Consider the following 13,965-nt stretch of genomic DNA (forward strand, 5'->3'; position numbering starts at 1 on the left):
CTTTTTTCATTTTTAACTGAGGCATTCGTAATGTGTGGGTGGTGTACTATCCACACATCATTTTTATTATTGGGAAATAATATGACAACAGAAAACGATTACGCAAAACTTAAAGAATTAATGGAATTTCCAGCAAAAATGACATTTAAAGTTGCTGGAATTAATCGCGAGGGGTTAGCACAAGATCTAATTCAAGTCGTCCAAAAATATATTAAAGGTGATTATATTCCTAAGGAAAAACGGAGTAGTAAAGGTACCTATAATTCGGTTTCAATCGACATTATTGCTGAAAACTTTGAGCAGGTAGAAACACTTTATAAAGAACTTGCTAAAGTTGAAGGCGTAAAAATGGTCATCTAGCATGAATAATTCCCTTATGGTTCGTCAGTTAGGGTTGCAAGATTATCAAGAAATTTGGCATAAAATGCAGAATTTTACAGATAGTCGCACAGCAGAAACGCAAGACGAAATTTGGTTGGTGCAACATCCTCCTGTATTTACCCAAGGGCAAGCAGGTAAACCTGAGCATCTTTTACAACGTAGTGAAATACCTGTGGTGCAGTCGGATCGTGGTGGGCAAATAACCTATCATGCACCCGGTCAGCAAGTGATGTATGTGCTCATTGATATTAAGCGTCATGAGAATTTAAATGTACGTCAATTAGTTACCGCACTTGAACAAACGGTGGTAAAAACTTTAGCTGAATATGGTATTGAAAGTTATCCAAAACCTGATGCGCCAGGCGTGTATGTGGATGGAAAAAAGATTTGTTCTCTTGGGCTGCGTATTCGTCGTGGTTGCTCTTTTCACGGGTTAGCATTGAATATTAATATGGATCTGAATCCATTTCATTATATTAACCCATGCGGCTATGCTGGTCTTGAAATGTGTCAATTAGCGGATTTTGTTAATCAATATGAGGCTAATTGTGATAAGGTTTCACCAAAATTAATTAAACACTTTGCTGAGCTTTTAGGCTATAATGTAACAAATTTGTAATATTTAATGATCAAAAATGCCCTGTTTGGGCATTTTTATTTAGGAACGCTTATGTCTACGCCTTTCAAAATGGAACGCGGTGTAAAATATCGCGATGCGGCAAAAACGTCGATTATTCCAGTAAAAAATATTGATCCAAACCAAGAGCTATTGAAAAAGCCTGAATGGATGAAAATTAAACTTCCGGCAAATTCACTTAAAATTGAAAGTATCAAAAATGGAATGCGTCGTCATGGTTTGCATTCCGTGTGTGAAGAAGCATCTTGTCCAAATTTACACGAATGTTTTAATCATGGAACAGCAACTTTTATGATTTTAGGCGCAATTTGCACGCGCCGTTGCCCGTTCTGTGATGTCGCGCATGGGAAACCATTACCGCCCGATCTTGAAGAGCCACAAAAATTGGCTGAAACTATCCAAGATATGAAACTTAAATATGTGGTGATTACATCGGTGGATCGTGATGATTTGCCTGATCGTGGTGCGGGTCATTTTGCAGAATGTGTAAAAGCTGTGCGCGAGCTTAATCCTAACATTAAGATTGAAATTTTAGTGCCTGATTTCCGTGGTCGCATTACACAGGCATTGGAAAAATTAAAAGATAATCCGCCAGATGTCTTTAACCATAATTTAGAAAACGTGCCGCGCCTATATAAAGAGATTCGTCCAGGGGCAGATTACGAATGGTCACTTAAATTATTGCGTGAATTTAAAGAAATGTTCCCGAATATCCCAACTAAATCAGGTTTAATGGTGGGATTAGGCGAAACCAACGAGGAAATTTTACAAGTCATGCAAGATTTACGTGATAATGGTGTGACAATGCTCACGTTGGGGCAATATCTTCAACCTAGCCGTCATCATTTGCCAGTGGCCCGTTATGTACCGCCAGCTGAATTTGATGAATTCCGTGAAAAAGCCAATGCAATGGGCTTTGAACATGCGGCTTGTGGGCCATTTGTTCGTTCTTCTTATCACGCTGATTTACAAGCCAGTGGTGAATTGGTGAAATAATTAAAAATTGCGCTGAATTAAACCGCACTTTTGGCTTGTCACGAAAGTGCGGTTTATTTTTGATATTTTTTTTCACCGAATATTTACTAGCCAGAATTATTGCAAGCCTGTAAAATAACCGACCGCTTTATTCGACTAATTATTTATAACACCTGACGATATTGTAGAAAATGACTCAAAAATTACATATTAAAACTTGGGGCTGCCAGATGAATGAATACGATTCATCTAAAATGGCCGATCTTTTATTAAGTACTCATGGATTAGAACTTACTGAAATTCCTGAAGAAGCAGACGTATTATTATTGAATACCTGTTCTATTCGTGAAAAAGCACAAGAAAAAGTTTTCCACCAACTTGGGCGTTGGAAAGAATTAAAGAAAAATAATCCAAATTTAGTGATTGGTGTGGGCGGCTGTGTAGCTTCTCAAGAAGGTGAACATATTCGCCATCGTGCGCCTTATGTAGATATTATTTTTGGTCCGCAAACTTTGCACCGCCTGCCTGAAATGATTAACCAAATTCGTGGTGGTAAGAGTTCTGTTGTAGATGTAAGTTTTCCTGAAATTGAGAAATTTGACCGCTTACCAGAACCTCGTGCAGAAGGCCCAACGGCATTCGTTTCGATTATGGAGGGCTGTAATAAATACTGTACTTTCTGTGTTGTACCTTATACACGCGGTGAGGAAGTCAGCCGTCCTGTTGATGATGTCTTATTTGAAATTGCGCAGCTTGCGGATCAAGGTGTGCGTGAGGTTAACTTACTTGGTCAAAACGTGAATGCTTATCGTGGTCCGACACATGATGGTCAAATTTGTAGCTTTGCTGAGTTGCTTCGTCTCGTGGCCTCTATCGATGGTATTGACCGTTTACGCTTCACAACTAGTCATCCAATAGAATTTACAGATGATATTATTGACGTATATCGTGATACGCCTGAATTGGTGAGTTTCTTACATCTTCCAGTCCAAGCGGGTTCTGATCGTGTATTAACGATGATGAAACGTGGTCATACAGCATTAGAATATAAATCTATTATTCGTAAACTTCGTGCTGTGCGTCCTGATATTCAAATCAGCTCAGACTTTATTGTTGGTTTCCCGGGCGAAACTGCTGAAGATTTTGAGCAAACTATGAATTTGATTGCACAAGTGAACTTTGATATGAGCTTCAGTTTTGTGTATTCTGCCCGACCAGGTACGCCAGCTGCAGATATGCCAGATGATGTAACGGAAGATGAAAAGAAACAACGTCTTTATGTGTTACAAGAGCGTATTAATCAACAAGCTGCACAGTTTAGCCGTCGCATGCTTGGCACAGAACAACGCGTGTTAGTTGAAGGGCCATCGAAGAAAGACATTATGGAATTAACGGGACGTACTGAAACGAATCGTATTGTCAATTTCCAAGGTTCTCCGGAAATGATTGGTAAATTTGTGGATGTGAAAATCACTGATGTTTATACCAATTCTCTACGCGGTGAAGTAGTGCGTACTGAAGATGAAATGGGATTACGTATTGCGCAATCTCCACAAGAAGTGATGAATCGCACGCGTAAAGAAGATGAATTAGGTGTAGGGCGTTATCACGGCTAATTGAAATCTTGAAATATTTAACCGCACTTTGAGAAATTAAAGTGCGGTTATTTTTTGTTAAATATTCAGGGCTTCAATTATTTAGAGAGAAATGTATGACGATATTTTAAATGTGACCCAATAAAAAGAATAAGGCTACATAATCCTAACATTGCGCCAATATAGCCAATTTTGTCTAGCCCTATATGGGTTGCCACAAGATTTCCAAATAATGCCCCAGTACCGATACCTGCATTATAAATACCAGAGTAAATAGCCGTAGCCACATCTGTTGCATCAGGTGCAAGTCTTAATACGCGTATTTGTAAAGCAAGACCAATACAACCAACACCAATTCCCCAAAGAAAAGAAAGAGCAAGCATTGTGATGATATATTCTGTTGAAAGGAGTAATAGTAAGAGAGAAAGGCTTTGCAAAGCCATTGCGACAACAACAAATTTAGTAGGGCCAAAACGGTGTAATCGATTGAATAAAAGGCTAGCTAAAATGCCAGATATACCAAAAATAAGAAGTACAAAAGTTGCAAAATTTGGATCCAAATGGCCTATTTCAATCATAAAAGGCTCAATATAAGTATAAGCCGTAAAATGTGCGGCAACAATCAGCATTGTGGCGATATAAAGCCCAATGAGTAGCGGACGCTTAGCGAGTATTGGTAAGCTTGTAATAGAACCTGCGTTTTTACTTGGTAGTTTTGGTAAGAGTTGAATTATTAGTAGCATAACGAAGAATGCTAAAAGCGCAATAATTCCGAAAGTAATACGCCAGCCTACGAGTTGTCCTATAATTCTTCCAATAGGCAACCCTAAAATTGTTGCAAGGGATGTTCCTATAGCAAGCATTCCTAGCGCTTGTGTCTTTTTATCTTTCGGTGCGATTCTCATCACAAGCGAAGCCGTAATAGACCAGAAGACAGAATGAGCAATGGCAATACAAACTCGAGCAATAAGTAGAATCCAGAAATTCCATGCTATAACAGATAAAATATGCCCTATGATGAAAATAATAAAGAGCTTGGTAAGTAAATTTTTCCGCTCTATTTCACCTGTTAGAAGCATTGCTGGAAGAGATACAATAAGTACTGTCCAGGCATATACTGTCATCATTAGTCCTGTATCGGCAGTTTGCATATTAAAACTGGTTGCTATATCACTTAACATTGCAACAGGGACGAATTCAGTAGTATTAAAAATAAACCCTGCGAATGCCATTAATAGGACTCGCCATAATTGAATTTTTCTTATATTTAGTGGTGACATTAATGTAGCTTCTCTTTTATGATGTCTATGAGTTGATGACGAAATTCTTTTGTAAAATTAAATTTATATTGAGGTGAATAACAATCCCCAAAGAATCGGATTGGTAAGATAAGATTTTGATAATTTTTATTTGTAGAACGTACTGTAAGATTTATATCACATTGCATTTGATTTAATGAGACGACACCCGTACCATTTCCCAAAAGTGTGGGGGTTTTTAATTCAAATTTTTCAGCATTTAATTGATCTTTTAACAGTGAGAGTTGTATTTGAAATTGTTCAAACTGTGTATTTAATTCTTTATTCGCTAATAAATCATTGCTGTAATTAATCGGGAAATATTGTGAGACAATATCTAATAAATTTACACCGATAATTTCGCCATTTTTTGCCTGAAAATTGAATTTTCCTTGTGTTATTTCAGAATTCTTAAAACCTAAATTGATTTTAAAATCAGTGTAACCACTCAAGGATTCAGGAAAGCTCAATAAGCTAAGCAATGGCTTGACAGGAAACTCCTTACCAGAAAAATTGATCATGCTTTGATCACCCACACTCTGATAATTAACTACAGCTAAACAATTATTATCACATTGTGGTTTGATATAGGTAACAAGCCGTTTTAATGGCTTGTTAAAATCACCATGAGCTTCAATATAACCAAGTGATTGATTATTTAATTTGGCATTGACAAACTGAATGAGCGATAATTTTTCATTAGAGAGGTCAATATTAGCTTTAGTAAAAGTAAAATCAAAGGTTTTATTTTTCCCATAAAATGGTTTTTCTAACTTAATAGATATTTGATTATTACCATTTAAAATTATTTTTTTTGCCAATAATTGAGTTAAAGAAAGCGCTGAAAAATGCATTTTTATATCGGCTAGATTTTGTGCTTTATTGCTTAATTTGAGCTGTTTAAGTTGAAGTGAGGAAAGGTTAATATTACCGTAAAAAAGTGGCAACAGGTTGAATTGACTTTCAATCTTTTGCACAGAAAATTGTTCAGACTGAACTTTCTCGAGAGAAAGTGCGGGTGGAAATAGAGATAAATTGACTGATTGAACCGCAATATTTTGTTGTGCCAGTTGTTCACTGATGGAACTTTGTACTCGATAAAGTTGGATATACAAAAAAGAAAAGATTGCCAAAGCGACGATCCCTACGCTAAGCGCGAACTTTTTCATTGATTATTCCTTATCTTCGTCAATACGACTCGCAACCGCACTTTGTTGATTTTTATATTTTGCATCTTTGCGGCTACTGTATGGTCGTTTCGCTTCGCCACTTAATATTTCAAAGCTTAATGCACCAATCACCATATTTGGACGTAATGCTAATGGTAATTTCCCTGAATTATAAAATTCCAATACGATTTTTCCTTCCCAACCCGGATCAATGCGGTGGGCAGTGACGTGTACCATTAAACCTAAACGAGCTAAAGAAGATCGACCATCTAACCAACCGATAATATTGGCGGGTAATTTCACTGATTCAAGTGTGGTTGCTAACGCTAAAGTACCTGGATGTAAGAAAAATGCTTCGTCTTCAGGCACAATAATTTCATCGCTCATCACCGATTCAAGCTGGGCGGACACTTCTTCTTTCGGGCCGCTTAAATCAATGAAAGGCGCGGAATGCTCACGAAATACGCGGAAAGAATTACCCAAGCGAACATCAATCGTCGCACCGTTGATTTTGTCATTATTTGGACGAGGAGTTAAAGAAATAATGCCATCATCGAGATAGCGTTCAATATCAGTATCGCAAAGGCGCATAAGATTTCCTATTTTTGATTCAATAAATGAAGGATTTGAGCTTTTAACATATTGATTGCAATACGGTTTTTACCGCCACGAGGAATGACAATATCCGCATATTGTTTAGAAGGCTCAATAAATTGTAAGAACATTGGGCGCACGGTTGCACGATATTGATCAATAACCGATTGTAGGGAACGACCACGTTCTTCCATATCACGTTGTAAACGACGAATAAAACAAATGTCTAATGGCGTGTCCACGAATACGGAAATATCCGCAAGTTGACGAACGCGTTCATCAGTGAGCAGTAAAATCCCTTCTAAAATCACAATACGTTTTGGTGTAAATGTTGTGGTTTGACCCGTACGAGTATGATCAACATAGCTATAAACAGGCACATCAACCGCTTTTCCTGATTTTAAATCTTTTAAATGTTGAATAAGCAAATCGCGATCCATAGAGCTTGGATGGTCGTAATTTGTTTTTATACGTTCGCTCATTTCTAAATGGCTTTGATCTTTGTAGTAACTGTCTTCAGCAATAATCCCAATTTCTTGGCAGCCTAATTCATTACAGAGTTCTTTGTGAACGGTGGAGGCGATAGAACTTTTGCCTGATGCGGATGCGCCAGTGATGGCAATGATTATACAAGAATCTGACATAATTGTGTTTTGATGTAAGGGAAATTTCGGCAATTATAAGTAAAAGTGCGGTGAATTTCACGTTTATTTTTTCACTTGAATTTTAAAAAGTGTGAGCTTCATCACGGTATTATTCGCCTTTTTCACGTAGGATTCGTACCATTCTATCCAATAAGGAGTATTTATTATGAAATTCAACAAAATTTCTCTTTCTGTTTCTGCCGCACTTTTAGCTGCAGGCTTGGCTATTTCTGGTTCTGCTAACGCTAAAGGTCGTTTAGTTGTGTACTGTAGTGCAACCAATATTTTGTGCGAAACCACCACAAAAGCATTTGGCGAAAAATATGATGTGAAAACATCCTTTATTCGCAATGGTTCAGGCAGTACTTTTGCCAAAGTTGAAGCTGAAAAAAATAACCCTCAAGCGGATGTTTGGTTCGGTGGTACTTTTGACCCTCAAGCACAAGCTGCAGAATTAGGGTTAATTGAGCCTTATAAATCTAAACACATTGATGAAATTGTAGAACGTTTCCGTGATCCAGCAAAAACGAAAGGTCATTATGTTTCCTCAATTTATATGGGGATCTTAGGTTTTGGTGTGAATACTGAACGTTTGGCAAAATTAGGTATTAAAGAAGTGCCAAAATGCTGGAAAGACTTAACAGATCCACGTTTAAAAGGCGAAGTTCAAATTGCAGACCCTCAAAGTGCGGGTACCGCTTACACAGCATTGGCAACTTTCGTCCAATTATGGGGTGAAAAAGAGGCGTTTGAATACTTAAAAGCATTGCATCCTAATGTTTCTCAATATACCAAATCGGGTATCACGCCATCACGTAACGCTGCGCGTGGTGAAGCGACAATTGGGGTAGGTTTCTTACATGATTATGCATTAGAAAAACGCAATGGGGCACCGTTAGAATTAGTTGTGCCTTGTGAAGGAACCGGTTATGAGTTAGGTGGCGTGAGTATCTTAAAAGGTGCGCGTAATATTGATAATGCAAAATTATTCGTCGATTGGGCTTTATCAAAAGAAGGCCAAGAATTAGCTTGGAAACAAGGGGATTCTTTACAAATCTTAACTAACACGACCGCAGAACAATCACCAACCGCGTTTGATCCAAATAAACTTAAATTGATCAATTATGACTTTGAAAAATACGGTGCAACAGAACAACGTAAAGCCTTAATTGAAAAATGGGTACAAGAAGTTAAATTAGCGAAATAGCGCTGAATAAGTGCGGTAAAAAATACTGAAGTTTTTGACCGCACTTTTTCGTATTTTTAATGTGATTTCGTTTTCCCTCTAAGAGATTGCAAAATTTTCATTCATAAGGGAGTTATAATCAGATGAAACTATCAAAAATCGCAGTAACCTTGTCAGGTGTGATGTTAAGCGGATTGCTTTTAAGTAATCCATCTTTTGCAAAAGGACGTCTAGTCATTTATTGCAGTGCGCAAAATACGATGTGCGAGCAAGAAGCGATGGCATTTGAGAAAAAATTTGATGTTAAAACAAGTTTTATTCGTGGTGGAACAGGTACTATTCTAGCGAAAATTGATGCTGAGAAAGATAATCCACAAGGTGATGTTTGGTATGGTGGGACGATGGATCCTCATTCTCAAGCAGGAGAAATGGGCTTGTTGGAGCCTTATAAATCATCCAATCTTCCTCAGATTGTAGAAAAATTCCGTGATCCAGCCAAAATGAAAGGGAATTATTCTTCGGCGATTTATTTAGGCGTGTTAGGTTTTGGTGTAAATCCAGAACGTTTGAAAAAATTGAATTTACCTATTCCAAAATGCTGGAAGGATTTAGCTAACCCAATTTACAAAAATGAAATTCAAGCCGCAGATCCACAAAGTTCTGGTACGGGTTACACTCAGCTAGCCACTTATATGCAACTTTGGGGAGAAGACGAGGCGTTTAAATTCTTAAAAGAGTTGAATAAAAACGTATCGCAATATACCAAATCTGGTAATACGGCAACACGCAATACAGCGCGTGGGGAAACGGCAATTGGCATTGGTTTCTTACATGAATATTCTTTAGAAAAAGCGAAAGGCGCACCAGTAGAATTAGTCGTCCCTTGTGAAGGTACTGGCTATGAAATTGGTGGCGTAAGTGTCATTAAAGGTGCGCGTAATTTAGATAATGCGAAACTTTTTGTTGATTGGGCGTTATCCAAAGAGGCGCAAGAATTAACTTGGCAAAAAGGTGAGGCGTATTCCATTTTAACGAACACCACCGCACAACAATCGCCTTATGCGTTAGATTTTAAATCTATTAATTTAATTAACTATGATTTTGATAAATACGGTGCGACTGATTTACGTAAACGCTTAATCACAAAATGGGTTGATGAAGTAAAATTAGCCAAATAATGATGTCACTAACGAAGTGATATGTCGCATATCGCTTCGTTTTTTTACCTTATGCGAGGTTGTATGAACGCAAAAAAACTTTCCATAATGCATTCTGCTTATTTTTGGATTATTTTATCCTTATTGGCATTTGTGCTTCTGCCTTCCAATGCACTTGATTACGGTTTGTTTGAAAGTACTTCAGATGAATATTTAGAGGCAATGGGCTGGGCTTCTTTCAATTTAACTTGGGCTTGGTTCCTGCCTGTTATTGTGTATGGTGCTTTGCCGTTATTGAGATTGCCACAGCAAACCCAAGCAAAAACAGAGCTATTTTTGACCGCACTTTCTGTACTATTTATGTTTATCAGTGCGACGCTGTACAAAATTAGCATGGGCTATTCTGTGATTGTGTTGCTTGCGGGATATACCGCATTGGCGACACTTTCACTGGCAAAACTAAAAGTGATGCAAGGTGACAAATTTATCATCGCTTCTTTACTTTGCATTATCTTGCTCATTTTCTTCTTTATCGTTTATCCAACATTGGCTATTTTCGTTTCAATGTTTTATGACGGTGATACGTTTGCGCCACAACAAGTGATGCGAATTTTAACGCAGAGCTATATTGTTCGAGTGATTACGAATTCTCTTTTCTTATCGGGCTTTGTGGGCGTAGTGTCTACTGTATTTGGTTTAGCCTTTGCGCTTTATACTACGCGTATTGCTCGTAGAACGGCATTTATCGGAAAAATTTTCTCTATTTTGCCAATTGTTACGCCACCATTTGTTGTGGGATTAGGGGTAACTTTAATGCTTGGCCGTTCTGGTTATGTAACCGAATTTTTAAGTACGAATTTTGGTTTCACCAATCATAACTGGCTTTATGGTTTTAATGGGATTGCAATTGCTCAAATTCTCGCATTTGCTCCTATTTCTTTTATGATTTTAGATGGCGCATTGAAATCGGTACATCCTTCTATTGAAGAAGCCTCTTATACGTTACGAGCCAATCGCTATCAAACTTTTTATAACATTATTTTCCCACTGTTACGCCCTGCGTTGGCAAACTCATTTTTAATTGTATTTATCCAATCCCTTGCAGATTTTAGTAACCCATTGGTATTGGGGGGGAGCTTTGATGTGATTGCAACACAGATTTATTTCTATATTGCGGGGTCACAGTTAGATTACGCATCGGCAAGTACCTTAGGTTCAATATTATTAATTTTCTCTCTAGCGATTTTTATCATTCAATACATTTGGATTGGTAACCGCTCTTATGTCACCGTTTCAGGTAAATCTTATCGTGGTGATGTGCAAGATCTTCCAACTGGTTTGAAATATACCATCATTGGCATGCTTGGATTCTGGGTAATCTTTAATATGGCTCTTTACGGAAGTATTTTCTACGGAAGCTTCACTGTAAACTGGGGTGTCGACTACACTTTAACCTTGAAAAATTATGCCATGTTATTCGGGCAAGGATTGAGCGATGGAGCGTGGCCATCACTGATTAATACCTTAATCTATGCAGGTATTGCCGCACCATTGACCGCATTCTTTGGATTATTGATTGCGTACATTGTGGTGCGTAAAGATTTCCAAGGTAAAAAATCCCTTGAGTTCTTAACCATGCTTTGTTTTGCCGTGCCAGGTACTGTGGCAGGGGTGTCTTATATTTTAGCTTTCAACAATGCACCACTTTATATTACGGGTACTGGCATTATCGTGATTATTTCAATGGTTATGCGTGACTTACCAATTGGTATGCGAGCTGCGATTGCAGGGTTAGGTCAGCTTGATAAATCTCTTGATGAAGCATCGCTTTCTTTAAAAGGAAGTTCGTGGAAAACCTTATGGTATATCGTCTTGCCATTATTAAAACCCGCATTGCTTTCAGCGCTTGTTACCAGTTTCGTTCGTGCAATGACGACGGTGAGCGCAATTATATTCTTAGTGACAGCAGATACTCGGGTCGCAACAGCTTATATCCTAAATCGCGTTGAAGATGGTGAATACGGTGTTGCTATTGCATACGGTTCAATCCTAATTGTTGTCATGATGGCAATTATTTTATTCTTCGACTGGATTGTAGGTGATACACGTATCTCTCGTTCTAAAGCGAAAAAAATGAATTAACTCGTTAAGTTGTAGGTAAATATTATGAGTAATAATGATTTCTTAGTATTAAAAAATATCACCAAAGCATTTGGTAAAGCTGTCGTCATTGATAATTTAGATTTAACGATCAAACGTGGCACGATGGTGACATTGTTAGGGCCATCAGGTTGCGGCAAAACTACCGTGTTGCGTTTAGTCGCGGGGTTAGAAAATCCAACATCAGGACAAATTTTTATTGATGGTGAAGATGTAACAAAATCCTCTATTCAAAATCGAGATATTTGTATTGTCTTCCAATCTTATGCGCTATTCCCGCATATGAGCATCGGTGATAACGTGGGCTACGGCTTAAAAATGCAAGGCATTGGCAAAGAAGAACGTGCTCAACGAGTAAAAGAGGCTTTAGAATTGGTGGACTTAGCAGGGTTTGAAGATCGTTTCGTGGATCAAATTTCAGGTGGTCAACAACAACGTGTTGCATTGGCTCGTGCTTTGGTATTGAAACCAAAAGTCCTATTGTTTGATGAACCATTAAGTAATTTGGATGCAAACTTACGTCGTTCAATGCGTGAAAAAATCCGTGAATTGCAACAACGTTTAGGTATTACCTCGCTTTATGTGACACACGACCAAACAGAGGCCTTTGCGGTATCTGATGAAGTTATTGTTATGCATAAAGGTAAAATTATGCAAAAAGCGCCAGCGAAAGAGCTTTATTTACGACCAAATTCTTTGTTCTTAGCAAACTTTATGGGTGAATCCAGTATTTTCGATGGAAAATTAGAAAATGGCGTGGTGGATATTAATGGCTATCATGTGTCTTTAAAAGATGCTGCACAGTTTAATTTACCCGATGGTGAATGCTTAGTAGGTATTCGCCCAGAAGCAATTTATCTTGCTGCAGAGGGCCGTGATGCACAACGTTGTGAGATTAAAAGTGCGGTCTATATGGGCAACCATTGGGAAGTGGTCGCAAATTGGGCAGGAAAAGATTTATTAGTGAATTGTAAGCCAGAAGATTTTAATGCCGATTTAAAACAAGCTTATGTAAATTTATCTGATCATGGTATTTTCTTATTGAAGAAAGAGTAGTATAGCGCATAAAAGTGCGATGAATAATAGCCATACTTTTTTATCATCGTGCGAATTGACTAAGACGTAATATGATGAAGTACTTCAGGATATGTTAGTTGAATAAAAATGCGTTCTTACATCGCCTATCCTAACAATCGGATAGGCGAGAGTAAGGATTATTTTGAAAGGAATAAGGCGGCCGCACCACGCACACCACCAGAATCGCCGTGTTTCGCTTTTTTAATTGGTGGGACTTTTGCTGTCCGCATCAAATAAGGCGGAAGCGCTTTTGGTAAAGCCTCATAAAGGTAATCAAAATTAGATAATCCACCACCTAACACAATCATATGCGGATCAAATGCCGTAATGATATTGCCAATAGAAATCGCCGCCAATTCAACAAAAAGATTCACAAAATCTATCGCACTTTCATTGCCTTGATAGAACAAATCAATAATTTCACGAGCAGATAATGTTTCGCCTTTCAAATCTCGATAAAGCATTTCAAAACCGCGACCAGACAGATAATTATCCAAACAGGCCTTGTTACCACAACCGCATTGATAAATTGGGGCTTTATCCCATCCCAATAATTTCAAGGCATGATAATTTAGTTGTAAATGACCAAGCTCTCCCGCCATTCCCACTTGACCTGAATGAACTTTACCATTTAAGACAAAGCCACCACCAAAACCAGTCCCAAGAATTAAACCAAGTACCGTTGGATATTGCTGATTTTCCGCATCCCATGCTTCAGATAACGCAAAACAATTTGCGTCATTTTCTGCCCGCACTTCACGCCCTAAACGCGCAGACAGATCGCGTAAAATTGGTTTATTATCTGCCACACGAATATTGGTAATTTCGGCTAATCCAGTTTGTTGATTAACAAAACCAGGTACGCCCAAACCTACGGTGCCCACTTCACCAAACTTTTCATCAGCACGATTCACTAAATCCACAATCGTGTTAAGCCATTCTTCATAGTCAATTTTAGGTGTTGGTACCCGTTCAGAATATAATTTTTCTAATTTTTCATTGAATACGGCAAGCTCGATTTTCGTGCCACCAATATCTAAACCATAATACATAATCTGCTCCTTTATAAAGAAGTGCGGTTAAAATTAGCCA

13 protein-coding genes are annotated in these 13,965 nt (G+C 38.1%); 8 read left to right on the plus strand and 5 right to left on the minus strand.

The genetic code is table 11. The features are described from left to right. The first annotated feature begins 81 nt into the window (after window positions 1–81). The 4 genes from ybeD (at window position 82) to miaB (ending at window position 3,609) form a co-directional block, all read left to right on the plus strand. Window positions 82–360 carry a DUF493 family protein YbeD gene (gene ybeD / locus FE813_RS01050; RefSeq protein ID WP_006995721.1) on the plus strand — a complete coding sequence of 93 codons (279 nt, stop codon included), beginning with the start codon at window positions 82–84 and terminating at the stop codon, window positions 358–360. A 1-nt stretch (window position 361) separates the two neighbouring features. After that, complete coding sequence (gene lipB, locus FE813_RS01055) at window positions 362–1,000, plus strand: lipoyl(octanoyl) transferase LipB (RefSeq protein WP_139989134.1); 639 nt, start codon at window positions 362–364, stop codon at window positions 998–1,000. Between the two features lie 51 nt (window positions 1,001–1,051). Then, window positions 1,052–2,014, plus strand: coding sequence for a lipoyl synthase (gene lipA / locus FE813_RS01060; RefSeq protein WP_139989135.1), 963 nt, complete (start codon window positions 1,052–1,054; stop codon window positions 2,012–2,014). Window positions 2,015–2,184: 170 nt separating this feature from the next. After that, entirely contained in the window at window positions 2,185–3,609 is a 1,425-nt protein-coding gene (gene miaB, locus FE813_RS01065; protein WP_005630294.1) for a tRNA (N6-isopentenyl adenosine(37)-C2)-methylthiotransferase MiaB, read from the plus strand. 77 nt (window positions 3,610–3,686) lie between these two features. Here the strand turns inward: miaB and FE813_RS01070 are convergent, their stop codons facing one another. The 4 genes from FE813_RS01070 to udk are packed head-to-tail and all read right to left on the minus strand — an operon-like array spanning window position 3,687 to window position 7,293. Then, the gene (locus FE813_RS01070) at window positions 3,687–4,868 is read right to left on the minus strand and encodes a sugar transporter (RefSeq protein WP_139989136.1); all 1,182 of its coding nucleotides are present in this window, start codon (window positions 4,866–4,868) and stop codon (window positions 3,687–3,689) included. Further along, window positions 4,868–6,055 (minus strand): hypothetical protein, encoded by a 1,188-nt coding sequence (locus tag FE813_RS01075; protein WP_139989137.1) that lies wholly within the window; start codon window positions 6,053–6,055, stop codon window positions 4,868–4,870. Before FE813_RS01075 ends, FE813_RS01070 begins: the two co-directional genes overlap by 1 nt. 3 nt (window positions 6,056–6,058) lie before the next feature. Beyond that, on the minus strand, window positions 6,059–6,646 hold the full coding sequence (gene dcd, locus FE813_RS01080) for a dCTP deaminase (protein ID WP_046953132.1): 588 nt from the start codon (window positions 6,644–6,646) through the stop codon (window positions 6,059–6,061). Window positions 6,647–6,654: 8 nt separating this feature from the next. Continuing rightward, window positions 6,655–7,293: a uridine kinase gene (udk, locus tag FE813_RS01085; RefSeq protein ID WP_180978651.1), complete on the minus strand. Its 639-nt coding sequence runs from the start codon at window positions 7,291–7,293 to the stop codon at window positions 6,655–6,657. 166 nt (window positions 7,294–7,459) lie between these two features. On the opposite strand from udk, the gene FE813_RS01090 reads away from it, so the two are divergent. The 4 genes from FE813_RS01090 to fbpC all read left to right on the plus strand — a co-directional run bounded on the left by FE813_RS01090 (window position 7,460) and on the right by fbpC (window position 12,852). Further along, window positions 7,460–8,500: an ABC transporter substrate-binding protein gene (locus FE813_RS01090; RefSeq protein WP_139989138.1), complete on the plus strand. Its 1,041-nt coding sequence runs from the start codon at window positions 7,460–7,462 to the stop codon at window positions 8,498–8,500. 122 nt (window positions 8,501–8,622) lie between these two features. Next, window positions 8,623–9,657 (plus strand): ABC transporter substrate-binding protein, encoded by a 1,035-nt coding sequence (locus FE813_RS01095; RefSeq protein ID WP_139989139.1) that lies wholly within the window; start codon window positions 8,623–8,625, stop codon window positions 9,655–9,657. Window positions 9,658–9,720: 63 nt separating this feature from the next. Next, complete coding sequence (locus tag FE813_RS01100) at window positions 9,721–11,778, plus strand: ABC transporter permease (protein WP_180978652.1); 2,058 nt, start codon at window positions 9,721–9,723, stop codon at window positions 11,776–11,778. 24 nt (window positions 11,779–11,802) lie between these two features. Then, window positions 11,803–12,852: a ferric ABC transporter ATP-binding protein gene (gene fbpC, locus FE813_RS01105; protein ID WP_139989140.1), complete on the plus strand. Its 1,050-nt coding sequence runs from the start codon at window positions 11,803–11,805 to the stop codon at window positions 12,850–12,852. Between the two features lie 158 nt (window positions 12,853–13,010). Here fbpC and nagK read toward each other — a convergent pair whose 3' ends face one another. Next, complete coding sequence (gene nagK, locus FE813_RS01110) at window positions 13,011–13,925, minus strand: N-acetylglucosamine kinase (protein WP_139989141.1); 915 nt, start codon at window positions 13,923–13,925, stop codon at window positions 13,011–13,013. Window positions 13,926–13,965 lie beyond the last annotated feature (40 nt).

The sequence above is a fragment of the Haemophilus seminalis genome, assembly GCF_006384255.1.
Lineage (GTDB): Bacteria > Pseudomonadota > Gammaproteobacteria > Enterobacterales > Pasteurellaceae > Haemophilus > Haemophilus seminalis.

Excerpts from the sequence above, each read along its gene's own strand:
- ybeD (WP_006995721.1), top strand. The coding sequence starts at position 82 with ATGACAACAGAAAACGATTACGCAAAACTTAAAGAATTAATGGAATTT.
- lipB (WP_139989134.1), top strand. The coding sequence starts at position 362 with ATGAATAATTCCCTTATGGTTCGTCAGTTAGGGTTGCAAGATTATCAA.
- lipA (WP_139989135.1), top strand. The coding sequence starts at position 1,052 with ATGTCTACGCCTTTCAAAATGGAACGCGGTGTAAAATATCGCGATGCG.
- miaB (WP_005630294.1), top strand. The coding sequence starts at position 2,185 with ATGACTCAAAAATTACATATTAAAACTTGGGGCTGCCAGATGAATGAA.
- FE813_RS01070 (WP_139989136.1), bottom strand. The coding sequence starts at position 4,868 with ATGTCACCACTAAATATAAGAAAAATTCAATTATGGCGAGTCCTATTA.
- FE813_RS01075 (WP_139989137.1), bottom strand. The coding sequence starts at position 6,055 with ATGAAAAAGTTCGCGCTTAGCGTAGGGATCGTCGCTTTGGCAATCTTT.
- dcd (WP_046953132.1), bottom strand. The coding sequence starts at position 6,646 with ATGCGCCTTTGCGATACTGATATTGAACGCTATCTCGATGATGGCATT.
- udk (WP_180978651.1), bottom strand. The coding sequence starts at position 7,293 with ATGTCAGATTCTTGTATAATCATTGCCATCACTGGCGCATCCGCATCA.
- FE813_RS01090 (WP_139989138.1), top strand. The coding sequence starts at position 7,460 with ATGAAATTCAACAAAATTTCTCTTTCTGTTTCTGCCGCACTTTTAGCT.
- FE813_RS01095 (WP_139989139.1), top strand. The coding sequence starts at position 8,623 with ATGAAACTATCAAAAATCGCAGTAACCTTGTCAGGTGTGATGTTAAGC.
- FE813_RS01100 (WP_180978652.1), top strand. The coding sequence starts at position 9,721 with ATGAACGCAAAAAAACTTTCCATAATGCATTCTGCTTATTTTTGGATT.
- fbpC (WP_139989140.1), top strand. The coding sequence starts at position 11,803 with ATGAGTAATAATGATTTCTTAGTATTAAAAAATATCACCAAAGCATTT.
- nagK (WP_139989141.1), bottom strand. The coding sequence starts at position 13,925 with ATGTATTATGGTTTAGATATTGGTGGCACGAAAATCGAGCTTGCCGTA.